This window comes from Citrobacter amalonaticus (assembly GCF_037053465.1).
Classification (GTDB): domain Bacteria; phylum Pseudomonadota; class Gammaproteobacteria; order Enterobacterales; family Enterobacteriaceae; genus Citrobacter_A; species Citrobacter_A amalonaticus_H.
This window is the reverse complement of record NZ_JBALIF010000006.1, coordinates 110,859-135,682: the sequence shown is the minus strand read 5'-3', so window position 1 is coordinate 135,682 and position 24,824 is coordinate 110,859. Positions and strand designations below refer to the sequence as shown.

25 protein-coding genes are annotated in these 24,824 nt (G+C 54.2%); 14 read left to right on the top strand and 11 right to left on the bottom strand.

Going from position 1 to position 24,824, the window contains the following annotated elements; translation table 11 throughout:
• Nucleotides 1-42 precede the first annotated feature (42 nt).
• Nucleotides 43-273, top strand: coding sequence for a DUF2554 family protein (locus WB371_RS12120; RefSeq protein WP_336220492.1), 231 nt, complete (start codon nucleotides 43-45; stop codon nucleotides 271-273).
• Nucleotides 274-276: 3 nt separating this feature from the next.
• On the opposite strand, the gene WB371_RS12115 is transcribed toward WB371_RS12120, so the two are convergent.
• Nucleotides 277-2,238: a U32 family peptidase gene (locus WB371_RS12115; RefSeq protein ID WP_336220317.1), complete on the bottom strand. Its 1,962-nt coding sequence runs from the start codon at nucleotides 2,236-2,238 to the stop codon at nucleotides 277-279.
• Nucleotides 2,239-2,316: 78 nt separating this feature from the next.
• Nucleotides 2,317-2,853, bottom strand: coding sequence for an XRE family transcriptional regulator (locus WB371_RS12110; RefSeq protein ID WP_336220315.1), 537 nt, complete (start codon nucleotides 2,851-2,853; stop codon nucleotides 2,317-2,319).
• A gap of 92 nt (nucleotides 2,854-2,945) precedes the next feature.
• Between WB371_RS12110 and WB371_RS12105 the strand changes: the two genes are divergently transcribed.
• Nucleotides 2,946-4,112: a benzoate/H(+) symporter BenE family transporter gene (locus tag WB371_RS12105; protein WP_336220314.1), complete on the top strand. Its 1,167-nt coding sequence runs from the start codon at nucleotides 2,946-2,948 to the stop codon at nucleotides 4,110-4,112.
• Here the strand turns inward: WB371_RS12105 and WB371_RS12100 are convergent.
• Nucleotides 4,089-4,964 (bottom strand): AraC family transcriptional regulator, encoded by an 876-nt coding sequence (locus WB371_RS12100; RefSeq protein ID WP_336220313.1) that lies wholly within the window; start codon nucleotides 4,962-4,964, stop codon nucleotides 4,089-4,091. The genes WB371_RS12105 and WB371_RS12100 overlap by 24 nt on opposite strands.
• 172 nt (nucleotides 4,965-5,136) lie before the next feature.
• On the opposite strand from WB371_RS12100, the gene WB371_RS12095 reads away from it, so the two are divergent.
• Nucleotides 5,137-6,030 carry a DMT family transporter gene (locus WB371_RS12095; RefSeq protein ID WP_336220312.1) on the top strand — a complete coding sequence of 298 codons (894 nt, stop codon included), beginning with the start codon at nucleotides 5,137-5,139 and terminating at the stop codon, nucleotides 6,028-6,030.
• A gap of 34 nt (nucleotides 6,031-6,064) precedes the next feature.
• On the opposite strand, the gene WB371_RS12090 is transcribed toward WB371_RS12095, so the two are convergent.
• The 3 genes from WB371_RS12090 to tehA all read right to left on the bottom strand — a co-directional run bounded on the left by WB371_RS12090 (nucleotide 6,065) and on the right by tehA (nucleotide 8,486).
• The gene (locus tag WB371_RS12090) at nucleotides 6,065-6,733 is read right to left on the bottom strand and encodes a DUF3313 domain-containing protein (RefSeq protein WP_336220311.1); all 669 of its coding nucleotides are present in this window, start codon (nucleotides 6,731-6,733) and stop codon (nucleotides 6,065-6,067) included.
• 155 nt (nucleotides 6,734-6,888) lie between these two features.
• A complete protein-coding gene (gene tehB, locus WB371_RS12085) occupies nucleotides 6,889-7,485 on the bottom strand; it encodes a tellurite resistance methyltransferase TehB (protein WP_336220310.1) in 597 nt (198 codons plus the stop codon).
• Entirely contained in the window at nucleotides 7,482-8,486 is a 1,005-nt protein-coding gene (gene tehA / locus WB371_RS12080) for a dicarboxylate transporter/tellurite-resistance protein TehA (protein WP_336220309.1), read from the bottom strand. The genes tehB and tehA overlap by 4 nt, the downstream gene beginning before the upstream one ends.
• Nucleotides 8,487-8,598: 112 nt before the next feature.
• Between tehA and ydcK the strand changes: the two genes are divergently transcribed.
• The 8 genes from ydcK (at nucleotide 8,599) to WB371_RS12040 (ending at nucleotide 15,339) form a co-directional block, all read left to right on the top strand.
• On the top strand, nucleotides 8,599-9,576 hold the full coding sequence (gene ydcK / locus WB371_RS12075; RefSeq protein WP_336220308.1) for a YdcK family protein: 978 nt from the start codon (nucleotides 8,599-8,601) through the stop codon (nucleotides 9,574-9,576).
• A gap of 223 nt (nucleotides 9,577-9,799) precedes the next feature.
• Entirely contained in the window at nucleotides 9,800-10,921 is a 1,122-nt protein-coding gene (locus WB371_RS12070; protein ID WP_336220307.1) for a M42 family metallopeptidase, read from the top strand.
• A complete protein-coding gene (gene sgcB, locus WB371_RS12065; RefSeq protein ID WP_336220306.1) occupies nucleotides 10,918-11,196 on the top strand; it encodes a PTS sugar transporter subunit IIB SgcB in 279 nt (92 codons plus the stop codon). The genes WB371_RS12070 and sgcB overlap by 4 nt, the downstream gene beginning before the upstream one ends.
• 12 nt (nucleotides 11,197-11,208) lie before the next feature.
• Nucleotides 11,209-12,522 carry a PTS sugar transporter subunit IIC SgcC gene (gene sgcC / locus WB371_RS12060; RefSeq protein WP_336220305.1) on the top strand — a complete coding sequence of 438 codons (1,314 nt, stop codon included), beginning with the start codon at nucleotides 11,209-11,211 and terminating at the stop codon, nucleotides 12,520-12,522.
• A 12-nt stretch (nucleotides 12,523-12,534) separates the two neighbouring features.
• Entirely contained in the window at nucleotides 12,535-13,341 is an 807-nt protein-coding gene (sgcQ, locus tag WB371_RS12055) for a BtpA family protein SgcQ (RefSeq protein ID WP_336220304.1), read from the top strand.
• Nucleotides 13,342-13,471: 130 nt separating this feature from the next.
• Nucleotides 13,472-13,903, top strand: coding sequence for an SgcA family PTS sugar transporter subunit IIA (gene sgcA, locus WB371_RS12050; RefSeq protein ID WP_336220302.1), 432 nt, complete (start codon nucleotides 13,472-13,474; stop codon nucleotides 13,901-13,903).
• 11 nt (nucleotides 13,904-13,914) lie between these two features.
• Nucleotides 13,915-14,547 carry a ribulose-phosphate 3 epimerase family protein gene (locus tag WB371_RS12045; protein ID WP_336220301.1) on the top strand — a complete coding sequence of 211 codons (633 nt, stop codon included), beginning with the start codon at nucleotides 13,915-13,917 and terminating at the stop codon, nucleotides 14,545-14,547.
• Nucleotides 14,548-14,562: 15 nt separating this feature from the next.
• Nucleotides 14,563-15,339, top strand: coding sequence for a DeoR/GlpR family DNA-binding transcription regulator (locus WB371_RS12040; RefSeq protein WP_336220300.1), 777 nt, complete (start codon nucleotides 14,563-14,565; stop codon nucleotides 15,337-15,339).
• A gap of 48 nt (nucleotides 15,340-15,387) precedes the next feature.
• On the opposite strand, the gene WB371_RS12035 is transcribed toward WB371_RS12040, so the two are convergent.
• The 3 genes from WB371_RS12035 to WB371_RS12025 all read right to left on the bottom strand — a co-directional run bounded on the left by WB371_RS12035 (nucleotide 15,388) and on the right by WB371_RS12025 (nucleotide 19,074).
• Nucleotides 15,388-15,612: a YdcH family protein gene (locus WB371_RS12035; protein WP_336220299.1), complete on the bottom strand. Its 225-nt coding sequence runs from the start codon at nucleotides 15,610-15,612 to the stop codon at nucleotides 15,388-15,390.
• A gap of 166 nt (nucleotides 15,613-15,778) precedes the next feature.
• Nucleotides 15,779-17,434 (bottom strand): glucan biosynthesis protein, encoded by a 1,656-nt coding sequence (locus tag WB371_RS12030; RefSeq protein WP_336220298.1) that lies wholly within the window; start codon nucleotides 17,432-17,434, stop codon nucleotides 15,779-15,781.
• 296 nt (nucleotides 17,435-17,730) lie between these two features.
• A complete protein-coding gene (locus tag WB371_RS12025; RefSeq protein ID WP_336220297.1) occupies nucleotides 17,731-19,074 on the bottom strand; it encodes a VOC family protein in 1,344 nt (447 codons plus the stop codon).
• A 237-nt stretch (nucleotides 19,075-19,311) separates the two neighbouring features.
• On the opposite strand from WB371_RS12025, the gene pcaH reads away from it, so the two are divergent.
• Complete coding sequence (gene pcaH / locus WB371_RS12020) at nucleotides 19,312-20,052, top strand: protocatechuate 3,4-dioxygenase subunit beta (RefSeq protein WP_336220296.1); 741 nt, start codon at nucleotides 19,312-19,314, stop codon at nucleotides 20,050-20,052.
• Nucleotides 20,049-20,669, top strand: a complete 621-nt coding sequence (gene pcaG / locus WB371_RS12015; protein WP_336220295.1) for a protocatechuate 3,4-dioxygenase subunit alpha — start codon at nucleotides 20,049-20,051, stop codon at nucleotides 20,667-20,669. Before pcaH ends, pcaG begins: the two co-directional genes overlap by 4 nt.
• A 428-nt stretch (nucleotides 20,670-21,097) precedes the next feature.
• Here the strand turns inward: pcaG and WB371_RS12010 are convergent, their stop codons facing one another.
• Entirely contained in the window at nucleotides 21,098-22,000 is a 903-nt protein-coding gene (locus WB371_RS12010; RefSeq protein WP_336220294.1) for a manganese-dependent inorganic pyrophosphatase, read from the bottom strand.
• Nucleotides 22,001-22,125: 125 nt separating this feature from the next.
• Between WB371_RS12010 and WB371_RS12005 the strand changes: the two genes are divergently transcribed.
• On the top strand, nucleotides 22,126-23,049 hold the full coding sequence (locus WB371_RS12005; protein ID WP_336220293.1) for a LysR substrate-binding domain-containing protein: 924 nt from the start codon (nucleotides 22,126-22,128) through the stop codon (nucleotides 23,047-23,049).
• A gap of 51 nt (nucleotides 23,050-23,100) precedes the next feature.
• Here WB371_RS12005 and WB371_RS12000 read toward each other — a convergent pair whose 3' ends face one another.
• Complete coding sequence (locus WB371_RS12000) at nucleotides 23,101-24,789, bottom strand: methyl-accepting chemotaxis protein (RefSeq protein ID WP_336220292.1); 1,689 nt, start codon at nucleotides 24,787-24,789, stop codon at nucleotides 23,101-23,103.
• Nucleotides 24,790-24,824: the final 35 nt, after the last annotated feature.

Here is a 24,824-nt window from a genome sequence, read left to right as displayed (position 1 = left end):
TGACTGGCATCATACCCGCAGACTGAACCAGAGTGTGGCATGATGTTTACAAAAGCGTTTTCCGTTATTTTACTCACCTGCGCGTTGTTTTCCGGTCAGCTTATGGCAGGCCATAACGGTCACGAATTCCTGTGGGTGAAAAATGTGGATCATCAGTTACGTCATGAGGCGGACAGCGATGAGCTGCGTGCCAGGGCCGAAGAGTCTGCCGAAAGCCTGCGTGAGCACCATCACTGGCTAAAATCACGCAAGCCTGAGACTCACTTCCGTTAAATTTTAACGCTTTCGCTTCGGCAGGGTTTTCATCAGCTCTTCCGGGCTGACGGATGCCACTACGCTGCCTGGCAGCGGCATTTTCAGAATGTGATTTTTGATTTTGCCGATCACATGCATTTCACACGGGCGACAGTCAAATTTCAGCGTTAATACGTCGTCGCCGTTCACCAGTTGCATGGGGGTCGCTTTCCAGCTTTTGATATTGCCTTTCGCCTGTTTCGGGCACAGGTTAAACGCGAAGCGCAGGCAGTGTTTGGTGATCATCACCGGCACATCTCCCTTCTCTTCATGCGCTTCGTAGGCCGCGTCGATCAGTTGAACACCGTAGCGATGATAGAACTCGCGCGCCTTGTGGTTGTAGACGTTGGCGAGAAAACTGAGATGCGTCTGCGGATAAACGGGCGCAGGATCTGAGACCGCTTTGCGAACGCCGCGCTGATAGCCTGCAAGACGTGCGGCATCGAGCATGTCTACCGCTTCCCGGCGGAAGGCATTCAACTGGCTGTTAGGCACAAACAGCGCCCCCGGCAGATTCACCGTGATGTTGCGGGCGAAGTAAATCGTCTGCCCCAGTTTGGCCAGTCCCTCATTCAGCCCGCTCAGCGCTTTTTCTGCGTTGTTGGCCTCATCAAACTGTCCTTCCAGCATATGCGTAATGCTGATGCCCTCTTCGCTGGTCAACGTCAGGATTAGCTGCTCCTGCCAGCCACCCAGTTCAATATCCACCGCGACCCGACGCTCACTTGACGTTTTGGTCAACGCCTGTTGCCAGTTATGATCGAGATTGCGGTTCAGCGGATGGTGCGGCCGAAGTTTATGCAGTTCTGCGGGCATGTCGTTTGGCCAGATGCGGTAACGGTTATGCCCGGTTTTCTCAACGGTATTGGCACGAAAACCGACAACCTCGCGTTTAATCAGCACGTTCAGCCCATCGCCGTTGGCCAGCGGTTCACTGACCTCCACATCGATATGATCTTTCGCTACGTTCAGGACTTCGCCGACCGGAAGACCGATAAATTTCGGCGAATCGAATGCGCCAATGTCGCCTTTGCGCGCATTCACGAAATAATCGGTGCTGCCGCGATGAAACGTCTTCTCCGTCGACGGAATAAAGAAATGTTCTGTGCGTCCGGCAGAGGCTCGGGCCAAATCGTCACGCTCGTCAATGATCGCGTCAAGCATCTGACGGTAGTGGGCGGTGATGTTCTTCACATAGCTCATGTCTTTGTAACGCCCCTCAATCTTGAAGGAGCGTACACCGGCGTCAATCAGCGCGCCCAGATTGGCGCTCTGATCGTTATCTTTCATCGACAGCAGATGTTTTTCGTACGACACCACCCGTCCCTGATCGTCTTTCAGGGTGTACGGTAAACGGCACGCCTGGGAACAGTCGCCGCGATTGGCGCTACGTCCCGTCTGCGCATGAGAGATGTAACACTGCCCGGAATAGGCCACACACAGCGCGCCGTGGATAAAGAATTCAAGGGTAGCGTCGGTGGCCTGATGGATGGCCTGAATCTGCTCCAGGCTCAGTTCGCGCGCCAGCACTATCTGGGTGAAGCCGACATCAGATAAAAATTTCGCTTTTTCAACGCTGCGAATGTCGCACTGGGTACTGGCATGCAGTTCGATGGGCGGAATGTCGAGTTCCAGAATGCCCATATCCTGCACTATAAGCGCATCAACGCCGCTCTGATAGAGATCGGTAATCAGTTTCTGCGCGGGCTCCAGCTCATCGTCGTGAAGAATGGTGTTTAGCGTGACAAAGATCTTTGCGCCAAAACGATGGGCAAACGGCACCAGCTCAGCAATGTCTTTCAGGCTATTGCTGGCGTTGTGACGGGCGCCAAAACCGGGGCCGCCAATATAAACGGCGTCAGCACCGTGTAAAATGGCTTCGCGGGCAATCGCGGTGTCCCGAGCCGGGCTTAACAATTCGAGGCGATGTGGGTGCTGGCGCATAGCGTTGTTCTTATCCAGTAGCAGCAAAATGGCGGCTATTGTAGTCAGAAGCGCGGCGTTACGAAATAGTTTTCCCGCTTAACTGCGCGGGTAATGGATGAGCGAATGAAAGTGAACCGGTTGTTCACTGCTGTTGCGATAGGCATGGGCTTTGTCACCGGCAAACCGAACCCCTTCACCAGTGCGGATGGTGTGCCAGTGCCCATCAATGCACATCTCCAGCTCACCGTGAATCACCACGACATGTTCAATCACCCCCGCTTCATGCGGCGTGGATTCGCTGAGCGCGCCGGGGGCCAGCAAAATGGAAAAATGATCGAAGCACAGTTGCGGATCCCACGGGAATAACGGCGTCACGACCATCGCCTGCTGCTGCGGGTCAAACGTCGGCAGCGGCTCAGATTCCGGGGGGGAAATAAAGGTGGAAAATGGGACATTCAGCCCGGTGGCAATCTTCCATAACGTTGCGACGGTTGGACTGGATTCATTGCGCTCGATTTGCCCGAGCATCGCTTTTGAAACGCCCGTCGCGTCCGCCAGACGCGATAAGCTCCACTCCCGCTCTTTACGTAGCGTTCTGAGTGTTTTCGCCAGATAGTGAGTCAGATTATCCATTTGCGTTCTCCCTAAAAGGCCAGCTTACCACTTGTACGTTATAACGCTCAAATGTTAGATTAAATGACCGTTATAACGCACAAGAGGTGGCTATGCGTTCATTTTCCCTTCCGTTACCTGTTCTGCTTTCTGGTTTTGTCGCCGTGCTGGTTGGCTACGCCAGTTCCGCCGCGATCATCTGGCAGGCGGCGGTCGCTGCCGGGGCCAGCGCAGCGCAAATCGCGGGGTGGATGACCGCACTGGGGATTGCGATGGGTGTCAGTACGCTGGCGTTAACCCTGTGGTATCGCGCCCCGATACTCACCGCATGGTCAACGCCTGGCGCTGCGCTGCTGGTGACCGGATTGCAGGGGCTGACATTACCGGAAACCATTGGGGTATTTATTGTCGCCAACGCGCTGATCGTGCTGTTCGGCGTGACGGGGCTGTTTGCACGTCTGATGAATATCATTCCGCATTCGCTGGCGGCGGCAATGCTGGCAGGTATTCTGCTCCGTTTTGGCTTACAGGCCTTTTCCAGTCTGGATGGCGATTTCATTCTTTGTGGCAGCATGCTGCTGGCCTGGCTGATACTGAAGGGCGTTGCCCCACGCTATGCGGTGATTGCCGCACTGGTCGTCGGCGCGCTCATTGCCTCACTTAAAGGTGACATTGTCACTTCATCCATTGTTCTCTCTCCTGTTCTTCCCACGTTTATTGCCCCGACGTTTTCACTGTCGCACGCTCTGGGTATTGCTGTGCCCCTCTTTCTGGTGACGATGGCATCACAGAATGCCCCTGGTGTGGCTACCCTGAAAGCGGCGGGCTACGATGTCCCTGTCTCACCGCTTATCGTGGTCACGGGATTGCTGGCGCTGCTGTTTTCACCCTTCGGCGTCTACTCCATCTGCATTGCAGCCATCACCGCCGCCATTTGCCAAAGTCCGGAGGCCCACACTGATAAAACAAAGCGCTGGCTGGCAGCGGCGGCAGCCGGGGGGGTCTATCTGTTAGCCGGTTTTTTTGGTGGCTCCATTACCGGCATTATGGCGGCGTTGCCGGTGAGTGGTATGCAAATGCTGGCAGGGCTGGCACTGCTGGGAACGCTGTCAGGCAGTCTGCATCAGGCGCTGAACCATGAAAATGAACGAGATGCTGCCATCATTACATTTCTGGTGACGGCCAGTGGACTGACACTCTGGGGAGTTGGTCCGGCATTCTGGGGACTGGCCGCAGGCGGGATCAGTTACTGTGTTTTACGCCTGGCGCGCCGCGCGTAGCTGCGATGGCGTCGTTCCTGTTACCTGCTTAAAGCGATTACTGAAATGGCTCGGCGAGCTGAAGCCGCAGGCCAGCGCAATCTCCGTAAGGGGGCGCTGCGTATGACACACCAGTTGTTTAGCCAGCGCCATACGCCGCTGCATCACGTACTGGTGCGGGGCCATGTTCATCGACTGGCGGAACATTCGGGCGAAATGGAATTCGCTGAGTGCCGCTTCATGGGCCAGATCGGCCAGGGTTAACGGTTCTGCCAGATGTGCATCGATATACGCAAGCACATTGCGTAAGGTCACCGGCGCCAGTCCCCCGGTGACGGTCGGCAACCGCCACTGCACATTGCTGTAATGCTGAATCAAATGTGTCATCAGCAGCGACGAGGCCGCGCTGAGCGTCAGGTGATTTGCCGGTTGCTGCCAGTCGTTACCCAACAAAAACTGTCGGTAAACTGCGGTAATCCCCGGGTCGTTACCAAACGTGCGCTCATCCAGCGTGAAGCTATACGGGCTTTTATCCCAGACTTTTTCACCCACTTCCCGCAGATGCTCGTCTGTACAGTAGAGATGTACAAACGAAAGATCGTCACGGATATCCCAGGTGGATTCACTCTCTTTCGGCAGCAGGCAAAAGCGGTCCGGTCCCCCGCCATTCTTCCAGCCCGTCGCCGTTTTATGGTAGCTCTCATAGCCATCCGCCACGTACAAGCTGAGCGTGTGGTGATCGCAATACTGGGTGATGGTGTCGCGTTTGTTCGACCACGCTGCCAGTTGAATACCCGACTGCAAGGCAACCGATTCATGCAGCACGGCATTGTGCCGACGCAATTTTTCAAAGGCTTCGTAGGACCGGGACATACCACCACATTAGCGACATTGAGCAGGCTTTCAGTCTATCGCAGGTTACTGGCGTTACCAGCGGTCCGGGTGAAAAAAGCGCAAGATTTTGCAAGTCTGGCGCAACATGGTGAAAGCGCATTGTTCGTGAAAACTGCGACAGTCAGTTATCGGTTGAAAAAGGAAAAGCGCAATGAACGCATTACTGTACTGTCTGGTGGTGGTGATTTGGGGTACGACGTGGATCGCCATTTATCTGCAACAAGGGCCCGTGCCCGCACCGGTCTCTATTTTCTGGCGTTTTGCGGTAGCAACGGCGCTGATGATGTTAATTATGCTGGTGCGCGGCAAACTGCGTAAGCTCTCAGCGCGCGATCACCTGTTCTGTCTGCTGCAAGGAAGCTGTGTTTTCTGTTTTAATTTCTGGTGTTTTTACACCGCCGCAGCCTGGATCAGTACCGGACTTGAATCGGTTATTTTCTCGATGGCGGTACTTTTTAACGCCGTGAACAGCTTCTTCTTTTTTGGGCAAAAACCACCGCTGCGCTTTTACTGCGCCGCCATACTCGGCCTCACTGGTATCGTCACCCTCTTCTGGCAGGATCTGACAAACAGCGGTTTCAGTGGAACACTGCTGCTGGGGATTGGACTGAGTGCTCTGGGGACGTTTGGCTTCTCACTGGGAAATATGATTAGCCTGCGCCATCAGAAAAAAGGGCTGGAGATTATGACCACCAACAGTTGGGCCATGCTCTACGGCACGCTGATGATCGCCGTTATTGCGCTGCTTCGCGGGGATAATTTCAGCCCTCAGTGGACCTTCAGCTACCTTGGCGCCCTGCTGTATCTGGCCGTTTTCGGATCGGTTATCGCTTTCGGGGCCTATTTTACCCTGGTGGGACGCATTGGTCCGGGCAACGCCGCGTACAGTACGCTGCTTTTTCCGCTGGTCGCCCTGTCAATTTCCACAGTATATGAAGGCTATGTCTGGCAGATGAATGCGGTAGCGGGACTGGTGCTGATTCTGCTCGGTAATCTGGTGATGTTCGCTCGCCCAACCACGTTGCTACGTCGCCGGCTGGCGTAAAAGATGCGCCATCAGACGATGGCGCATCAGAGGATTATTTCTTGTTGATATCAAACATGCTGGCGTCTGTCGCCATGTCATCCACAACCTGTTTCATGTTTTCAAACGCCATTGGCGTGCTCTGGTTATTCAGGTCCTTACCTTCACCCTGACGTACGACTTTAATCACCGGCTTATTCGTTGCCGCGTCAATCAACTCACCTTCAAAATAGAGGTGCGTATCCATAGTGCGGTGACCGGTAGCCATTTGCGTACCTGCCACCACCAGCGCAATTGGCACCACTTCATAGAACTGCAACCCTTCTTTGCTGGTGTCGACCCCGGTAATAGCTCCACGGAAAATCAGGCTGCGCGGCCCGGGCGTGGTCACCAGCGGCTTACGCTGAGCAACGGCCGTTTTCATTTTCGTGTTGGTATAGTTCAATAACTGATCGAGGACTTTCTGTCCGACCTGAGTCGTCGGCTTTGGAACCGGATAATAGGTTATCGGGTTCCAGACAATATTGTCATATTTCGCTTCGTTGTAGGCAGGATCCACCCAACGCAGAACGGGCTGTCCCGTTGCAGATTTTGTCTCCTTAAGGCCGGAGTAGTCTTTTAAAAACCCAGAGTATTTCTCAGGCTGCGTGACTTTTGACGCACAGCCAGATAACACCAATAAACCAGTTAGCGCTGCAACTTTAAATAAAGTATGAGTACGCATGAATCGATCCCTTAAAATATGCAGATATGCAATTGAAATAGTAGCAAAGGGAAACCACCTGCGCTGGACTAAAAATGTAATGCAAAGCACATTTTTTTCAGCGCGCCCACATTTCAGAAAAACCTCGGGCGCAGAGGGGGTTAGAAGGATTTCATTTACGCTATTTTGCGGGCTAACAGCGTGGCGAAACGCAGTTTAATCCGATTGCCGTTTTCGTCCGTGCGGTGTAATTCGCCGACATCTTCATTGTATTTGAGCAATTCCCATCCGTCATAATAACGACGAAGTTCCCCTGCTTTAAAAGTAAACGGGAAACCGACCGTGCAGGGAAAGTCGTCGGTATCCATTGCAGCCACAATCAGGTTATATCCGCCTGGTTTCGTGCAGCGCTGCATGTTATCGATTAAACCCGGGATAGTTTTTGCCTCAAGGAACATCAGCACTACGGTGGAAAGAATAAAATCATATTCCCCCCCGAACGTCAGCGCATTGAGATCGACGACCTTCGCCTGTAAATTATCCAGCCCTTCCTGTGCTTTAATCCTCTCGACGTTGGCGATGCTCATTGGGTTTTTATCCCACGCGGTCACGTCATATCCCTTTGCTGCCAGATAAACACTGTTGCGACCATTCCCACAGCCTAAATCCAGTGTTTTACCTGGTTTTACGACTTTCACCGCGTCTAACACTTCGGAGTGGGTTCGGGTGAGGTCGTATTTTTCAGTAAAATAATTTTCATCACGAAGGGTCATTTTTTATCCTCAGATTTCAGTAATGCCGCGCGTTCTGTGCGAATGAGCAGTTTTCCCTGCATCAGCAATGCGAACGTGCGTATCAGCAGTAATGCAATAATAACGTTGGTAAAGATGAACAATGGCAACGCCAGGGCATGGAAAAAACCCGACTCGCGGCCGTGGCCCAGGTGCAATCCGGTGGTCGCCAGCGCCGACACGCCGAACGAGAAGCTCCAGAATGAGGCATTAAACGGTTGTGACAGATACCAGGGCATCAACCGCAGCATAAACAGGAGTTGCAACAAGCCATAGCCAAACAGCATTTTCGCCAGCGTATCGCCCTCCCCGCCATTAACACTCAGCCAGGCGCTGCAGGCCACCAGCGCAGGGGCAAGTTGAATTCCTAACGAGGTTCGCAACACGGTGGGTAATTCTCCGGCAGTGCGTAAACGGTGTAAAATTACCGGTTCCAGACTCAGCCAGGAAAAGACGCCAGCGCCCAGGAAGACCAGACCGGCATCGGTATAGCCGAGCGCTCCGCAGGCCATCGCGCTGATAAAGTTGTTGGCCACTGTTGGCAAATACAGTCCTGGCGTCGTCGCCTCATGCGGATGCGAACCGCGCCACAGCCCGGCGGTTTGCCAGGCGGCATAAACCAGTTGGATCACCACTCCTGCACTGAACAGACCGACGGCAAGCGCGCGAAACCAGGGCACAAAGCCAATCGCCACCAGCATGGTTGTCGCAGGAAAAAGACTGACAAAACTGCTCATCACCGGATGGCGAATTTCAGCGAGTACGCTGTGCGGGAAACGGAGCAGACGGGTGATAAATGCGAGCGTCAACAGCCCCCAGATAACCATCGCCAGAATCACCAGACCGTCGCCAATGCCGTGGCTGACGGGCCAAATCTGACTGGCGTAGCGCCAGGCAAACCCCATTCCAATCGTTCCCAACACCATGCCAAAGTAGCCTGCGGGAAGATTGAGAACACAATCACTGTCTTTTTTGTTACTCATTTTGTTTATATTTTAAAGTATATTTTAGATGCATTTTATGGAATGTCGCCGCTTTTAGCCAGCACCGCAAAATTTGCTACGGTTATAGTAAGCAACCAGGCGGAATACCTTCATGCATAAATACCGACTCAGCAACACGCAGCGTGCCTTCAGCTATCAGGATAATGGCAATAAAAAGAGCGTATTACTACGCCAGATTATCGCCGTTGCTGACTTTAATGATGTGAAAGCCGGTGACGCGGGAGGCTGGGTGGACGATGAAAGCGTTCTGGCTCAGACCGGACACTGCTGGATTTATGATGAAAATACGCTGGCCTTCGGCGGAAGCGTTATCTCCGGGGATGTCCGGGTAACCCAGCCCTGCCTGATTCATGACAATGTGCGCATCAGCGATAACGCCTGGATTGACCATGCGGAGTTAAGTCATGGCGCCACGATAAGTGACAACGTCACTATTCAGTCATCCATTGTTCGCGGCGACTGCCGCCTGTCTGGTGATGCCCGCATTCTGCAGCAAACGGAGATCATTGCAGCGCGGGGATTGACCGTCGAGCGCGATCGAACCCTGCAAATTTACGACCGTGCGACCATCAGTTGCTCGCGCATCGTTCATCAGGTGCAAATCTACGGCGACGCCAGTATCCGCTATGCGTTCATTGAGCACCGGGCCGAGGTTTTTGACAACGCGGTGATAGAGGGTAACGAGGAAAATAACGTCTGGATCTGCGATTGTGCAAAAGTTTACGGCTGCGCGCAGGTCGTGGCGGGCACAGAAGAAGACGCTATCCCGACGCTGCGTTACAGCTCACAGGTGGCGGAACAGGCGCGAGTGGAAGGCAACTGTGTGCTGAAACATCATGTTCTGGTCGGGGGGAACGCCCTGCTGCGCGGAGGGCCCATTTTACTTGACGACCACATTCTGATTGAGGGCGATTCGCGCATTCAGGGAGAAGTGCTGATTGAAAACCATGTCGATATTCGCGGGCAGACAACGGTGGACGCGACGCCCGGTGATGCCATTCACCTGCGCGGGCCGAAAGTCTGTAACGGTGAGCAGATCACCCGCACACCGTTAGTCGGTTCACTGTAGCCAGGCGCGCCGCCAGCGCGCTTTTGCATGCACACTCTTCTAACCCCTGTCATTCCCCTTCACTCTTTCATTTAATTTGAGCGTTTTTATTCCATCTTCATCACATTATTTTTTATTCCTCCTGCTTTCGGTCATTTCACGTGAGATTTATCACAATTATTCAGCCACCCAGCGCCTATAAAACGCTCAATGAGTGATTGTTTTACGTTCTACGGAGAAACCTATGTCATTTTCTGTGCAGGAAACGCTCTTCTCGCTGTTGCAACTTAACGCCATTTCGGGGCATGAAAACAGCGTTGCTGACCTCATGCAACGCGAATTTAAACGCCAGGCGAAAGAGGTCTGGCGCGATCGGCTGGGCAATGTCGTTGCTCGTTATGGCAGTGATAACCCCAATGCGCTGCGGCTGATGATCTTTGCGCACATGGATGAAGTCGGCTTTATGGTGCGAAAAATTGAGCCATCCGGATTTTTGCGCTTCGAGCGCGTGGGCGGTCCGGCGCAGGTCACCATGTCGGGTTCAGTGGTCACGCTGGCCGGAGACCACGGGCCGGTGATGGGTTGTATTGGCATCAAGGCTTATCACTTTGCGAAGGGGGATGAACGCACGCAATCCCCCTCTGTTGATAAGTTATGGATCGATATCGGCGCTAAGGATAAAGCCGATGCGATGCGCATGGGTATTCAGGTGGGAACGCCCGTTACCCTGTATAACCCGCCACAGTTGCTGGCAAACGATCTGGTGTGCAGTAAAGCGCTGGACGATCGCCTGGGCTGTACTGCGCTGCTGGGTGTTGCCGAGGCGATTGGCGTGGCATCGCTGGATATCGCCGTCTGGCTGGTGGCATCCGTACAGGAAGAGTTCAATATCCGGGGCATCGTGCCGGTATTACGCCGCGTGAAGCCAGACCTCGCCATTGGTATTGATATCACTCCATCCTGCGATACGCCGGATCTGCATGACTATTCCGAGGTACGGATTAATCAGGGAGTTGGCATTACCTGTCTGAACTACCACGGTCGTGGAACGCTGGCAGGACTCATCACCCCGCCGCGCCTCATCCGGATGCTGGAGCAAACCGCCCGTGAGCACAACATCCCTGTCCAGCGTGAAGTGGCGCCAGGCGTGATTACCGAAACGGGCTACATACAGGTTGAACAGGACGGCATTCCCTGCGCCAGCCTCTCTATTCCCTGTCGCTATACCCATTCTCCCGCGGAGGTCGCCAGTCTGCGCGATTTGACTGACTGCATTCGCTTATTAACCGCTCTTACCGGCATGCCCGCAGAGCATTTTCCCGTTGAGCCTGATTCAGGCACTACACAAGAGGCACACCCACTATGAAAAAGATCCTTGTGGCATGCGGTACTGGCATGTCCACCTCCACCATGATTGCGCACAAGCTGCAGGAGTTTCTGGCTGAGGAAGGCATTGCGGCAAGCACAGCGCAGTGTTGCCTCAATGAGATCCCGCTTAACTGTAACGGTATGGACCTTATTGTCACGTCCATGCGCACCAACAGTGACTATGGCGTACCGACCTTAAACGGCGCGGCCCTGCTGACGGGCATTAACGATGACGCGCTGAAACAACAAATCAAGGCACTGTTAACGCAGTAGCAAGGAGGCAATATGTTTGACTACATCCTGTCTCTCGGCGGTACCGTTTTCGTTCCCATCATCATGATTGTGATAGGTCTGATCTTCCGCATCCCCTGGCTTCAGGCCATCAAAGCCGGGGTGACGGTTGGTATTGGGTTTGTGGGCATGGGGCTGGTGATCGTGATGGCGATCGACAGCCTCAGCCCGCCTATCAAAGTGATGATTGAACGCTTCGGCCTGACGCTGCACGTGTTTGACGTCGGCGCAGGACCGGCTTCCGGCGTGGGGTATGCAACCGCTATTGGCGCTATGATCATTCCGGTGATTTTCCTGCTCAACGTCGCGATGCTGGTCACCCGCCTGACCAAAACCATGAACGTCGATATCTATAACTACTGGCACTACGCCATTACCGGCACCGTCGTCCAGTTAATGACCGGCAGTCTGATTTATGGTGTTCTGGGCGCGATTTGCCATGCGGCGTTGTCGCTAAAAATGGCCGACTGGACCGCCAAACGGGTGCAAAACATTGTTGGTCTGGAAGGGATTTCCATCCCACAGGGCTATGGTTCAAGCTCGGTGCCGCTGTTCGTCCTGCTGGATGCGATTTACGAAAAAATCCCCTTTATGAAAGGACGCAACATTGACGCACAGGAGATCCAGAAGCGCTACGGGATGGTGGGCGACCCGGTCATCATCGGCGTGGTGCTTGGGCTGATCTTTGGTCTTGCCGCCGGAGAAGGTTTCAAAGGCTGCGCCAGCCTGATGATTACCGTCGCTGCGATTATGGTGCTGTTCCCGCGCATGATCCGTCTGATTGTCGAAGGATTGCTGCCCATTTCCGACGGGGCGCGAAAATTCTTCCAGACGCATTTCAAAGGACGTGAAGTGTACATCGGTCTGGATACCGCCGTGACGCTGGGCCACCCCACCACCATTGCGGTCGGTCTGTTACTGATCCCTATCATGTTGATTCTGGCGAGTATCTTACCGGGCAATAAAGTGCTGCCGCTTGCTGACCTGCCGGTGGCGCCGTTCTTTATCTGTATGGCGACGGTTATCCATCGCGGCGACCTGATTCGCACCTTAATCAGCGGCGTAATTGTCATGATTACCGTCCTGCTCATCGCCACGCAATTTGCCCCGTACTTTACTGAGATGGCGCTGAAAGGCGGTTTCAGCTTTGCCGGTGAGAGTGCGCAAATCTCCGCGCTATCCGTTGGCAATCTGTTTGGCTGGTCGATTTCGGAACTGATGTCGCTTGGGATCATTGGCGTTGTCGTCGCTGTCGGTCTTGTGGCCAGTGTTGTGTTGTTCTTACGTAAACGTGAATTATCGGAATAAGGAGTAGCTTCAATGAGTTGGCTTAAAGAAGTCATTGGAACGGAAAAAGCCGTCATCGCCATGTGCCATTTGCGCGCATTGCCTGGCGACCCGAGTTTTGACGCGCAAAAAGGGATGAACTGGGTGACCGACCGCGCCCATGACGATCTCATGGCGTTACAGAATGGCGGTGTGGATGCCGTTATGTTTTCCAACGAGTTTAGTCTCCCCTATCTGACCAAAGTCCGTCCGGAAACCACCGCAGCCATGGCGCGAATCATCGGGCAATTAATGAACGAGATCCGTATTCCGTTTGGCGTAAACGTGTTGTGGGATCCGGTCGCCTCGTTCGATCTCGCCATGGCAACCGGGGCGAAATTTATCCGCGAAATATTTACCGGCGCCTACGCCAGCGATTTTGGCGTCTGGGATACCAACGTCGGGGAAACCATCCGTCATCAGCACCGTATAGGCGCAGGCCATGTCAAAACCCTGTTCAATATTGTGCCTGAAGCAGCGGTTTATCTTGGCAACCGCGATATCTGTTCAATTGCAAAATCGACGGTGTTTAACAACCATCCGGATGCGCTTTGCGTCTCTGGCCTGACCGCAGGCGCACGCACCGACAGCGCACTGCTGAAACGAGTGAAAGAAACCGTTCCGGAAACTGTCGTGCTGGCCAATACCGGCGTGTGTCTGGAAAACGTGGAAGAGCAACTGAGCATCGCCGACGGCTGCGTCACGGCGACAACCTTCAAAAAAGACGGCGTATTCGCCAACTTTGTCGACCAGGCGCGCGTCAGTCAGTTTATGGAGAAAGTACACCAGATCCGGCAATAAAAAGGGGATAAGCAGAGCGCTTATCCCCGGCAGAGAGTCATTACCCTTCTGCGATCCCTGTCGTCTTCGTCAAAAGTCCCGACGGGGATCGCTACCAGAGTAACCCTAACCGGCAAGGAGTCAACGACTGATGATTAACGATGTTAAGTGGGTACAGGCACAACGTGAGGCTAAAGACTGGCGAGAAGCCGTGGCAATCGCGGCTCGCCCGTTGGTCGCGTTCGGAGCGGCGCAGCCCGGCTACGTAGACGGTATCATTGACAACACGCTGAACTGGGGGCCGTACTATCTCATTGCGCCCGGCATTGCTTTGCCCCACGCCCGCCCGGAACAAGGCGCAAATTATAACCAGGTGAGTATCACAACCCTCAGCACGCCCGTCTGTTTTGGCAATGAAGAGTGTGATCCGGTCTGGCTCCTGCTGTGCGTCAGCGCGACCGATGCCAATGCGCATATTCATACCATTCAGCGGATCAGCCAGTTTATTGATTCACCTGAACGGCTCGCAGCGGTGCGGGAAGCCGCCAGCGATGACGCGCTGTTTGCGCGGGTGTCCGGTTGACGGAGACTATCATGATTGTTCACCCCTCTCTCGCCTCGGCCAATCCACTGCAATACGGCAGCGAACTGTCCGCGCTCGCCGATGCTCATATCGGTTCCCTGCATCTGGATATTGAAGACAGCAGCTTTATAAATAACATCACTTTTGGCCTTAAAACCGTGCAGGCCGTTGCCCGCCAGACGCACCTTCCGCTCTCATTTCATTTGATGATTTCCCGCCCGCAGACGTGGCTTTCCGCACTCGCTGCGTACAAGCCTGCATGGGTTTTCGTCCATGCTGAGACACTGGAATACCCCTCTGAAACGCTGGCGGACATTCGGCACCTCGGCGCGAAAGCCGGGCTGGCGTTTAATCCCGCCACGCCGGTTGAGGCGTATGATTATCTGGCTCCACACCTGGATGCACTGATGGTAATGACCAGTGAACCGGATGGACGAGGCCAGGCGTTTATTCCCGCCATGTGCAGGAAGGTCAGTGTCGCGCGCGCGCTGTTTCCTGATGCAGAATGCTGGGCCGATGGCGGCATCACGCTTTCTGCGGCGTCATTACTGGCAAACGCCGGCGCACAGCATGTCGTTATTGGCCGCGCCCTGTTCTCTTCGGAGGACTATCACGCCACGTTATCCCGGTTTGCGGCCCTGTAGAAGGAGATATCTGCGATGAGCCAACAGCGCCCCGATCGAATCAAACAGATGCTGCACTACCTGTGGCAACATCGTCATCTCTCCACCCAGCAGGCGATGGAATTGTTTGGCTATGCAGAAGCCACCGTTCGCCGCGATTTCCAGTATATCGCCAGCCAGTATCCCGGCATGATTCGGGGACACGGCTGCCTGGATTTTGACGACAGCACCGATGACAAAGAGTACGTTTTTGATGTCAAACGCACGCTGCAGGCGGAAGCGAAAAAAGAGATAGCGATGCTGGCCCGAACCATGATTAAAGACGGCGACTGCTTCTTTCTTGATTCTGGTTCAACCTGTCTTGAGCTGGCGAAATGTCTGGCTAACGCACGGGTGAAAGTCATCTGTAATGACATTAAAATCGCCAACGAGTTAGGCTGCTTCCCGCATGTGGAAAGCTATATCATCGGCGGACTGATTCGACCGGGTTACTTTTCCGTAGGGGAAAGTCTGGCGCTGGAGATGATCAACGCGTTTTCTGTCGAACGCGCTTTCATCTCCTGTGATGCCCTGTCGCTGGAAACGGGGATCACAAATGCCACCATGTTTGAAGTCGGGGTCAAAACGCGGATTATTCAACGTTCCCGCGAGGTGATACTGATGGCCGATCACTCAAAATTTGATGCCGTCGAACCGCATGCCGTTGCAACGCTGTCCTGCATTAAAACCATTATCAGTGACAGCGCGTTGCCGCAAAGCATTGCTCAACGCTACCGGCAGGCGGGATGCCAGTTAGTGCTGCCCTCCCGCTAAATTTCAGACACAAAAAAGCCGCCCGTTCAGGCGGCTTATGAACATAGACTATTCCGCGTTCATACTCTCTTGCTGCAAAATTTTGAGCATATCGTCCTTTAGCTGGAGTTTCTGTTTTTTCAGACGAACGACATCGAGATTGTAACCCCGACCATCGGCACCTTCCAGCCTGGCAATTTCATGATCAAGATTATTGTGCTTTTCAAAAAGAGACAGAAAGCGAGGATTCTCGGTTTTCAGTCGGGAAATCAGATCTCTGTATTCTGGAAACATATGCTCTCCCTGTGAGTAATAAACCATGTGTATAAGAAATACACATCCTCAGCTTACCCATTTAACTTAGGGAAAAATGCGAACGAGATCGTGTTTAATTCCTGACAGCGATTTCAGGCGATTTAAAGGTTTACGCCCTCTGGGATACAAAGGGCGTTTGAGCAGATTAGCGCATCACGCGATCGTCGACATAGCGTCGTTTATCGGGTGCCGGTGGGAAATACTGATAAAGCCAGGTTTCGCTGATTGCCTCCCCCTGACAGCGCAGGAACATCCGCATATCAACCGGGTCGGTTGAGTCCGAGGTGGGATACCAGTCAAACTGGATGCGGTAACCGTCGAACGGCTCAACGTACAAAATTTCGATCTGCTTCGCTTCGCCGCTTGATAAGGTGATCACCGGCTCAATACCCTTCGGCGCGGCGGCTTTCAGATCGCCGCCCACGAAATCAACAGCAAAACGACGCGCCCATTTCTCCGGATAGTGCTCGCCCGGTGCCCACCCCTCCGGGAATCCACCCATACCTGTGCGGGTCGCCATCACCCGCGCCAGGGGCGAACGCACCGGCGGCTGTGCGCTCCAGTAAAGACGGTATTGGTATTGCAGTTCATCCCCCGCTTTGATGGCTTTATCCGGCTGCCAGAAACACACCACGTTATCCAGCGTTTCGCCTGTCGTTGGGATCTCCATCAGGCCGATGGTACCTTTGCCCCATTTATTGCGCGGCTCCACCCACAGGCTTGGACGTTTGTTGTACCAGCCCATGATGTCCTGATAGTGGGTAAAATCGCGATCCAGTTGCAGCAGGCCGAACCCTTTCGGGTTGTTATCGGAGTAGGCGTTGAATTGCAGCTTCTGCGGGTTATTCAGCGGGCGGCAAATCCACTCACCGTTGCCACGCCACATCGCCAGGCGATCGGAATCGTGAATTTGCGGGTGAATAGTGTCGCACATGCGGCGTTCGTTATTGCCGCAACTGAACATACTGGTCATCGGCGCTATGCCCAACTGTTTGATGTCCTTGCGGGCATACAGACGGTTTTCGACATCCATGATCACCTGGCTCTTTTCGCAGTGAATCACGAATTTGTAAGCGCCGGTGATACTCGGGCTGTCCAGTAACGCGTAAACAGTAAAAGTGGTATCGCCGGGTTTAACCGTGTCAAACCAGAACGCGGTGAAGTCAGGAAATTCTTCTTTGGTGTCAGTGTAGGTATCAATCGCCAGGCCGCGGGCGGACAAACCGTACTGGTAGGTATCATCAACCGCCCGGAAATAGCTCGCGCCCAGGAAAGAGACGACGTCGCGGCGCGCCAGTTCTGGCGCTTTAAATACCCGGAATCCGGCAAAACCGAGATCGGTTTGCCCTTCCAGTTGTTTGGTATCGACACCGGCATCGTTATATTTGAACAGATCCGGACGGAAGTGGATCTCACGCGCCAGATGGGTGCTGGCGTCCACAGAGAACATGCGCACGCGGCGACGAAAGCCCATCCCGACATGGAAGAACTGTGCATCCAATTGGCGGCCTTCCACGTTATTCCACAGGGACTGCGCCGCATCATACTGAATACTGTTGTAAGCTTGCGGTGTCAGATTAGCCAGCGTATTCGGCAATGCGCGCGGGGCGCCACCCCACGGTTTCTGCGCTAAATCATGCGCCATGGACTGCAATACGGAAAAATCAAACCGCACGGTTTGCCCGTCTGCAATATCGGATTCCGCCGCCCAGGCCGCACGGGTAAAGAGTGAAGCCATGCCGCCGGTGCCGCACACGGCGGCCATTGCCATTGAACCTTTAATAAAACGTCTGCGATTCATACCTGAAAGTAAATCCTTCTGGTCATGTGAAGAATCCCGCGCTGGCACCTGGCAGCGGCAAGAGAATGAATATTTCTGACCGCCCACTCTAGACAAAATTCATTAATAATCCAATTGTTGGCCGCTGCAAATCTGAACAAAACGGAAAATATTTAGCGTCGATGAGAACAAACTGATTCCCGGGTAAAGTTTCCCGCATAAACGTTAAACTTTTGCAAAGCGAATCGATGCCGACGGGCAGAGGTGCCCGTCAGCGTTATTCGCCCGTCAGCGGGGCAATATAAGGGATACCTGGCTCAAAGCAGACCGCAACGCCTTTTGCTTCGCGCTTCCGCTTTCTGATAAAGCGCAAACTCATCATATACCGGGCAACCCAGCGCCTCCTCAAAAGCATCACGGCTGGCATTACCATGGCTGCGCGCCTGCGTTTCATTGCCCAGATTCGACTGGAAAATACCTGCGGCACTCACCGGCAGGAAATCTTCATAAGTGATGGGCTGCGCCTGTACCCAGCCACGTTCAATGTAAGGTTGCGGGTCGTCGCCAGGATGAATCGCCTGGCGATGCGCCTCGCCTGACGGGGTCAGACGATAGCGAAACCACGCCAGTCCCTGTTGACGCAAAAGAAACTCGCTATCCGGGAAGGCCTTAAACACCTCCTGCAGATGCAGCTGATGCGTCAGGTTATCTTTACCGGTGCCCGCTTTATGCAGCAGTTCATCATAGAGCTGACGGCCTTTTTGGGTGAGCGCCACGCCGCGCTGTTCTATCTCGCCAAAGCGTGCGGTATGCGTTCCCTGGGTTTCCCCCGCGAACAATACCCGTTCTTCCAGCGCCTTGAAGCTGGTCTGGCGCAGCAAAATCGGGACTTCACGACGCGGAGGCCCTTCGATAAGAATTTTGGGTTCAATCCCGCACTCCGGCATCATTGACTGCACCCGATCGATATCCAGCGTTCTTGGCGTGAGGTGATTAATATGACAGCCAGGAAAGCAGACAACATCGGCAATCAGGCGATGTTCGCTATGGAGCGCATGATAAGTCGGCTCATCCACGGTGGCATGACGATGCCAGCGAAATGTCTCCAGCGCCTCTTTCACAAACTCCCGCGCCTGTGAGTCACTGAACCCCTGTTGTTCATCCCAGACGTCGAGCAATTCACGACAGCGTGGCGTAAAGATATCGCGCTGAGCGAGGATCTCCGCCGCGCGCTGGCGCAATGTCGCGTTTTCTATCAGTTCCAGGCGCAATAGCGACGTAAAGACGCGAAACGGGTTTCGCGACAGCGAAGCATCGTCAATGGGACGAAACGCTGTCGAGTGAACAGGAACGCCCGCCTGCGAGAGATCGTAATAGCTGACCGGGAACATCCCCATAACGGCAAACATACGCCGCAGCGTCGATAACTCTGCCGCCGTGCCGACACGAATAGCCCCATGGCGCTCCACGTTAAGGCGCGCCAGTTCATCCGCATTCGCCAGCTTTTCGTGCAATGTCGGGTTATTTTCGAGGACGGCCAGATTCACATCCGCCACAAGTTCCAGTAGCGTGCCGTATTGCGGAACTTCCTGCTGGTACATCGCTGACATTGCCTGCGAAAAGTGTTCCCGAATCTCATCTGCCGTGATGGTGTTCGCCATGATGTCATGTCTCCAGTGAATGTTACCTGGAGTGTAGGAAACGCCATTCACTCTGGTGGGAAGAATTTACAAAGTGTGATCTCACCAGAATTCGCCCGGTCGCTGCGCTCATGCAAGTTCATAGCCAAAGGTTATGAAATAAACGGTATAAATTCACTTTTAATTAACAATATTTTTACACACACTCCATCAGGCATCACTAAAACAATAATTTTCTTCCCTGTACTGGAGTTCGCTATGTCAGAAAAGGTGTTTCCTCGTGAGGTGATCCATCGCGACTACAACTGCCATCCACCGGCGTTTGCCCCCGGCTATAAAACCAGCGTATTGCGGTCACCACGCAACGCGTTGATCTCGCTGCAAAACTCATTATCTGAAATCACCGGCCCCGTGTTCAGTAACAACGATCTCGGTCCGCTGGATAATGATCTCATCATGAATTACGTCCAGGATGGCCTGCCGATTGGCGAACGTATTATTGTCCACGGTTACGTGCGTGATGGTTTTGGCCGCCCGATGAAAAATACGCTGGTGGAAGTCTGGCAGGCCAATGCGGGCGGACGCTATCGCCACAAAAAGGATCAGTATCTGGCGCCGATCGATCCTAACTTTGGCGGCTGCGGACGCGTGTTAACGGACGAGAACGGCTATTACTTTTTCCGTACTATCAAGCCAGGCCCCTATCCCTGGCGCAATCAGGCCAGCGACTGGCGACCTTCACACATCCATTTTTCGCTCTCTGGCGATGCCTTTGCCCAGCGTTTAATTACCCAGATGTATTTTGAAGGCGATCCGCTGATCAAACAGTGCCCCATTGTGAAAACCCTCAACAATGATGACGCTATCCGCACGCTGATTGCCGAACTGGATACGCACGCCGCCGTCCCGCTTGACTGTCTGGCGTATCGCTTTGATTTGGTCCTGCGCGGGCAGCGCGCGACCTTGTTTGAAAACCGGACGCAGGGAGCAGCACGATGAAAAACTATTTAGCAGAAACCGCGTCGCAAACGGCCGGACCGTATGTGCATATCGGCCTCGCCCCGGACGCGGCAGGTTTTCATATTTTCGAGAAAAACGTCAGTTCCACGCTGACTAACAGCCATACCGCAGGCGAGCGAATTGTGATCGAAGGCCGGGTGATTGATGGCTCCGGCACGCCGGTACGCGATGTATTGCTGGAGATCTGGCAGGCCAATGCTCACGGGCGTTATAACCACCCGGCTGACCGTCAGGAAGAGAAACCGCTCGACGCGGATTTTCGCGGCTGGGGACGAACCTGTTCAGACTTCGACAGCGGCGTGTGGCGCTTTGATACCATCAAACCAGGCAGCGTGGTCGGCCGCGACGGGCGGATGATGGCCCCCCACGTCAACTTATGGATTGTCGCGCGCGGTATCAACATTGGCCTGAACACCCGCATGTACTTTGCCGATGAGCACGAAGCGAACCAGCGCGATCCGGTGCTCAATCTGATTGAGTGGGAGGTTCGCCGTCAGACCCTGATTGCCCGCCGTGAACAGCGCGGCAGCGACATCGTGTATGTCTTCGATATTCATTTGCAGGGCGAAAACGAAACCGTCTTTTTTGACGTCTGATGAGAAAAACGGGCTGAGTCTGAAGGTCTTGCCGGATGACGGCTATCGCCTTATCCGGCCTACAAATCTCCCAGGCCCGATAAGCTTGCGTCATCGGGCATTTCAGCTCTTGCCGGAGGGCGGCTGTCGCCTTATCCGGCCTACAAATCTCCCAGGCCTGATAAGCTTGCGTTATCGGGCATTTCAGCTCTTGCCGGAGGGCGGCTGTTGCCTTATCCGGCCACAAATCTCCCAGGCCCGATAAGCTTGCGTCATCGGGCATTTCAGCTCTTACCGGATGACGGCTGTCGCCTTATCCGGCCACAAATCCCGTAGGCCCGATAAGCTTGCGTCATCGGGCATTTCAGCTCTTGCCGGATGACGGCTGTTGCCTTATCCGGCCTACAACCATAGGGCATCAATGGGCTGAGCCTCTTAGCCCGTTATCCCTATTTAACCGCGCTGACGTGACTGTCCAGCCAGGGCAGCATCTGCTTTTTACGACTCAACATCCCTTCCACTGTCACCGGTTGTGACAGTTGAGGCTGGCGCTGACCGGCAAACCAGAGCTGTGAATTCTCAGCGTTGATATCGGTAAGCATCAGCACAACCAGATCCGCCCCGCTACGCATTGCGTAATCCGCCATCTCTTCTCGCAGTGGCACCATCATGTCGGCGACCTGGCTCAACGCATACAGCTCAATCTGCGCGACGCTCACCTGCTGGCCGTGAATGGTAAAACGCTTGATGTCTTTTTGCAGAAGTTCGCTCGCACTGAGCCCTTCCACGCTGGTTTTCGCACTCAGCAGATCGGCGCTAAAGGTCGTCAAATCGACACCGGCAAGCGTCGCCAACTCGTCGACTGCCTGGCGGTCGTCGGGAGTGGTGGTCGGCGAGCGAAGCGCGACAGTGTCACTCAACATGGCACCCAGCAGCAATAATGCCTGTGCAGAGGTTATCTGCGCTCTCTCCGTTTCCGACATCAGTTGCCAGAGGAGCGTGGCGCTACTGCCAACCGGTTTAACCCACACTTCAGGCGGCAAACGCGTGACCAGTCCCCCTAAACGGTGGTGGTCGATAATGCCCACAATATTACTGTCCTGAAGCGTCTCTGGCCCCTGCGTCGGTTCGGTAAAGTCCACCAGCCAGACGTCAAGGTCTGTTAGCGGCATCTCCAGCAGCGCAGGCATTTCCAGCCCTGCGCGCTCGAACAAAAAACGGGTTTCACGATTCGCTTCTCCCAGGCGCCAGGCCGTGGCCTGAAGGCCGCGCATATTCAGCCAGCGAGCGGTCATGTAAGCGCTGCAAATGGCGTCGCTATCGGGATTAAGGTGGCCTATGACATGGATCATTTTACCCTCCGAAGAGAAAGTGCTGTTACTTAAATAAGTTAAATGTTAATAATATTTTGCAATCAAGTTATCAAAAACAAACAACTTTACTTGTCACCGTCATCGCTCTGTTCTTAACATCACTTATGGAAAAAAATAGTCTGTTCAGTCAGCGCATCCGATTGCGCCATCTTCATACATTTGTCGCTGTCGCTCAACAAGGAACCCTGGGGCGCGCAGCCGAAACCCTTAACCTTAGCCAGCCTGCGCTCTCCAAGACGCTTAATGAACTGGAGCAACTCACCGGAACCCGCCTGTTCGAACGCGGACGTCTCGGCGCGCAGCTGACGCTACCCGGAGAGCAGTTTTTAACGCACGCGGTGAAAGTGCTTGATGCGCTTAACACCGCGGGTCAGGCGCTGAATCGTAAAGAAGGCCTTAACAATGATGTTGTAAGAATTGGCGCGTTGCCCACCGCAGCGCTGGGTATTCTTCCTTCGGTCATCGGGGCGTTTCATCAGCAGCAGAAAGAGACCACGCTGCAGGTGGCGACGATGAATAACACCATGCTGCTGGCAGGACTGAAATCCGCTGAGATTGACATTGGCATCGGCCGGATGTCCGATCCGGAACTGATGAGCGGCCTGAACTACGAACTGCTGTTTCTGGAGTCGTTAAAGCTGGTTGTGCGCCCTGACCACCCGCTGTTACAGGAAAATGTGACGCTCAGTCGCGTGATGGAGTGGCCGGTGGTGGTCTCGCCAAAAGGAACGGTTCCCCGGCAGAATGCCGAAACCCTGTTGCAAAGTCAGGGCTGTAAGATGCCAACGGGCTGTATCGAAACGCTTTCTGCATCGCTATCCCGGCAACTGACCGTCGATTATGACTACGTCTGGTTTGTCCCGTCAGGGGCAGTAAAAGAGGATTTGCGTCAGGCGACGCTGGTGTCACTGCCGGTTCCGACGCAGGGCGCAGGCGAGCCGATTGGCATTCTGACCCGCGTGGATTCCCCGCTCTCCACGGGCGCGCAGAGCCTGATCGCCGCCATTCGTAAATCGATGCCGTTATAACCACTCAGACTGGCCGGAAGGGACGCTTTCGCATTCCTTCCGGGATTATCCTTAAAATGTTTCCCAGTTTTCTTCGCGATCGGTGACGGGGGATGTGACAGGTTGAAGCGGCGTGTTCACGGTCGCGGCCCGTTTGACTGTACGACTGCCCGGCAAACGGAATGTCCCTACGGCTTCGGTCAGTCGAGCAGCCTGTTCCTCCAGCGATGCCGCCGCCGCAGAAGCTTCTTCTACCAGCGAGGCGTTCTGTTGGGTCACCTTATCCATCTCGGAGATGGCCTGACTGACCTGGACAATACCGCGGCTTTGTTCGTCCGAGGCCGCGGCGATTTCCAGCATAATGTCAGTGACGCGTTTCACCGCTTCCACGATGTCGGTCATGGTATTACCCGCTGCAACCACTTCACCGGAACCTTTTTCGATCAGCCGGACAGATTCACTGATAAGCCCTTCAATCTCTTTCGCCGCCTGGGCACTTCGGCTGGCAAGCGTACGAACCTCACTGGCGACGACGGCGAACCCGCGCCCCTGTTCACCGGCACGCGCGGCTTCAACCGCGGCGTTCAGCGCCAGAATATTGGTCTGAAAAGCGATACTGTTGATGACGGCGGTAATCTCAGAGATCTTTTTCGAACTGGTTGAAATATTCCCCATCGTATGGACCACGCCGGACACCATTTCCCCGCCCCGGCTGGCTTTACCGGAGGCGTCTTCCGCCAGTTTGCTGGCATGGTGCGCATTATCAGCATTCTGCTTCACTGTAGCGGTCAGTTCTTCCATGCTGGCCGCCGTCTGCTCGATGGCTGCCGCCTGCTCCTCCGTACGCGAAGATAAATCGGTATTGCCCGCCGAGATTTCACTGGTGCCGCGATAAATCTCTTCCGCTCCCTGACGCACCGTACCAACGGTTTGCACCAGCGAGCGCTGCATCTGTTGCAGATGACGGCTCAAACGCCCAATTTCGCTGCGCCCTGTCGGTTCATCCTGCACAGTGAGATCGCCCGCGGCAATTTGCTCAATACGTTGGGCCGCGCGCTGCAAGGGACGAATTACGGTACGACGTAGCACAACGAACGTCATCAGCGTCAGCACCAGGGCCAGTGCAAAGGCGCCAATCATAAACATCACACCGAGTTGCATACGCTGTTGCGCCTGCTCACTTAACTGGTTCGCGCGCGCGGTACGCAGTTCAATCGCTTTCAGCAGGACGTTGTTGTAATTGTCATCAAGCTTTCTTGCCTGCTCGCTTTCGTGATTGATGATGGCTTCGAACATGCCGTTTCTGGCGAACTTAAGCATCGGTTGCATACCGGCAACATAAGCTTTGAAGCTGCTGTTCAGTTCACCATCCAGCGCTTCATCTGCCGGGGTTTTCACCGCACGCGACATGTACGTGTTAAACCCCTCTTCAGATTGTTTGATGCGTTTTTCCGCCTCGGCAATGTTCGCTTTCATGTCATCCATTTCAGCGATTCGGCTCGCGGCACCGGCATGAATCATATTGATTCGCGCCGTGCGAAGATGGTTTGAACTGTCAGATAATCCCATCCGCACCTGGATCTCATCCGTGACATCGCGCTGATCGCTGTCGGCCTGCATCAGGAAATACCCCGCCAGCCCTGAGCTCAGTGCGAACAGTAACAGGATGCCACCGAGAATAGAGGAAAACAGCGGAACCAGCCGTATTTGATGCAGGAAGCCCAGCTTATGCGGTGCTTGCATCGATGATGTGTTGTCCATGACCGTCGACTCTCTTGTAGGATTTATGCGTGATA

Excerpts from the sequence above, each read along its gene's own strand:
- WB371_RS12120 (WP_336220492.1), top strand. The coding sequence starts at position 43 with ATGTTTACAAAAGCGTTTTCCGTTATTTTACTCACCTGCGCGTTGTTT.
- WB371_RS12115 (WP_336220317.1), bottom strand. The coding sequence starts at position 2,238 with ATGCGCCAGCACCCACATCGCCTCGAATTGTTAAGCCCGGCTCGGGAC.
- WB371_RS12110 (WP_336220315.1), bottom strand. The coding sequence starts at position 2,853 with ATGGATAATCTGACTCACTATCTGGCGAAAACACTCAGAACGCTACGT.
- WB371_RS12105 (WP_336220314.1), top strand. The coding sequence starts at position 2,946 with ATGCGTTCATTTTCCCTTCCGTTACCTGTTCTGCTTTCTGGTTTTGTC.
- WB371_RS12100 (WP_336220313.1), bottom strand. The coding sequence starts at position 4,964 with ATGTCCCGGTCCTACGAAGCCTTTGAAAAATTGCGTCGGCACAATGCC.
- WB371_RS12095 (WP_336220312.1), top strand. The coding sequence starts at position 5,137 with ATGAACGCATTACTGTACTGTCTGGTGGTGGTGATTTGGGGTACGACG.
- WB371_RS12090 (WP_336220311.1), bottom strand. The coding sequence starts at position 6,733 with ATGCGTACTCATACTTTATTTAAAGTTGCAGCGCTAACTGGTTTATTG.
- tehB (WP_336220310.1), bottom strand. The coding sequence starts at position 7,485 with ATGACCCTTCGTGATGAAAATTATTTTACTGAAAAATACGACCTCACC.
- tehA (WP_336220309.1), bottom strand. The coding sequence starts at position 8,486 with ATGAGTAACAAAAAAGACAGTGATTGTGTTCTCAATCTTCCCGCAGGC.
- ydcK (WP_336220308.1), top strand. The coding sequence starts at position 8,599 with ATGCATAAATACCGACTCAGCAACACGCAGCGTGCCTTCAGCTATCAG.
- WB371_RS12070 (WP_336220307.1), top strand. The coding sequence starts at position 9,800 with ATGTCATTTTCTGTGCAGGAAACGCTCTTCTCGCTGTTGCAACTTAAC.
- sgcB (WP_336220306.1), top strand. The coding sequence starts at position 10,918 with ATGAAAAAGATCCTTGTGGCATGCGGTACTGGCATGTCCACCTCCACC.
- sgcC (WP_336220305.1), top strand. The coding sequence starts at position 11,209 with ATGTTTGACTACATCCTGTCTCTCGGCGGTACCGTTTTCGTTCCCATC.
- sgcQ (WP_336220304.1), top strand. The coding sequence starts at position 12,535 with ATGAGTTGGCTTAAAGAAGTCATTGGAACGGAAAAAGCCGTCATCGCC.
- sgcA (WP_336220302.1), top strand. The coding sequence starts at position 13,472 with ATGATTAACGATGTTAAGTGGGTACAGGCACAACGTGAGGCTAAAGAC.
- WB371_RS12045 (WP_336220301.1), top strand. The coding sequence starts at position 13,915 with ATGATTGTTCACCCCTCTCTCGCCTCGGCCAATCCACTGCAATACGGC.
- WB371_RS12040 (WP_336220300.1), top strand. The coding sequence starts at position 14,563 with ATGAGCCAACAGCGCCCCGATCGAATCAAACAGATGCTGCACTACCTG.
- WB371_RS12035 (WP_336220299.1), bottom strand. The coding sequence starts at position 15,612 with ATGTTTCCAGAATACAGAGATCTGATTTCCCGACTGAAAACCGAGAAT.
- WB371_RS12030 (WP_336220298.1), bottom strand. The coding sequence starts at position 17,434 with ATGAATCGCAGACGTTTTATTAAAGGTTCAATGGCAATGGCCGCCGTG.
- WB371_RS12025 (WP_336220297.1), bottom strand. The coding sequence starts at position 19,074 with ATGGCGAACACCATCACGGCAGATGAGATTCGGGAACACTTTTCGCAG.
- pcaH (WP_336220296.1), top strand. The coding sequence starts at position 19,312 with ATGTCAGAAAAGGTGTTTCCTCGTGAGGTGATCCATCGCGACTACAAC.
- pcaG (WP_336220295.1), top strand. The coding sequence starts at position 20,049 with ATGAAAAACTATTTAGCAGAAACCGCGTCGCAAACGGCCGGACCGTAT.
- WB371_RS12010 (WP_336220294.1), bottom strand. The coding sequence starts at position 22,000 with ATGATCCATGTCATAGGCCACCTTAATCCCGATAGCGACGCCATTTGC.
- WB371_RS12005 (WP_336220293.1), top strand. The coding sequence starts at position 22,126 with ATGGAAAAAAATAGTCTGTTCAGTCAGCGCATCCGATTGCGCCATCTT.
- WB371_RS12000 (WP_336220292.1), bottom strand. The coding sequence starts at position 24,789 with ATGGACAACACATCATCGATGCAAGCACCGCATAAGCTGGGCTTCCTG.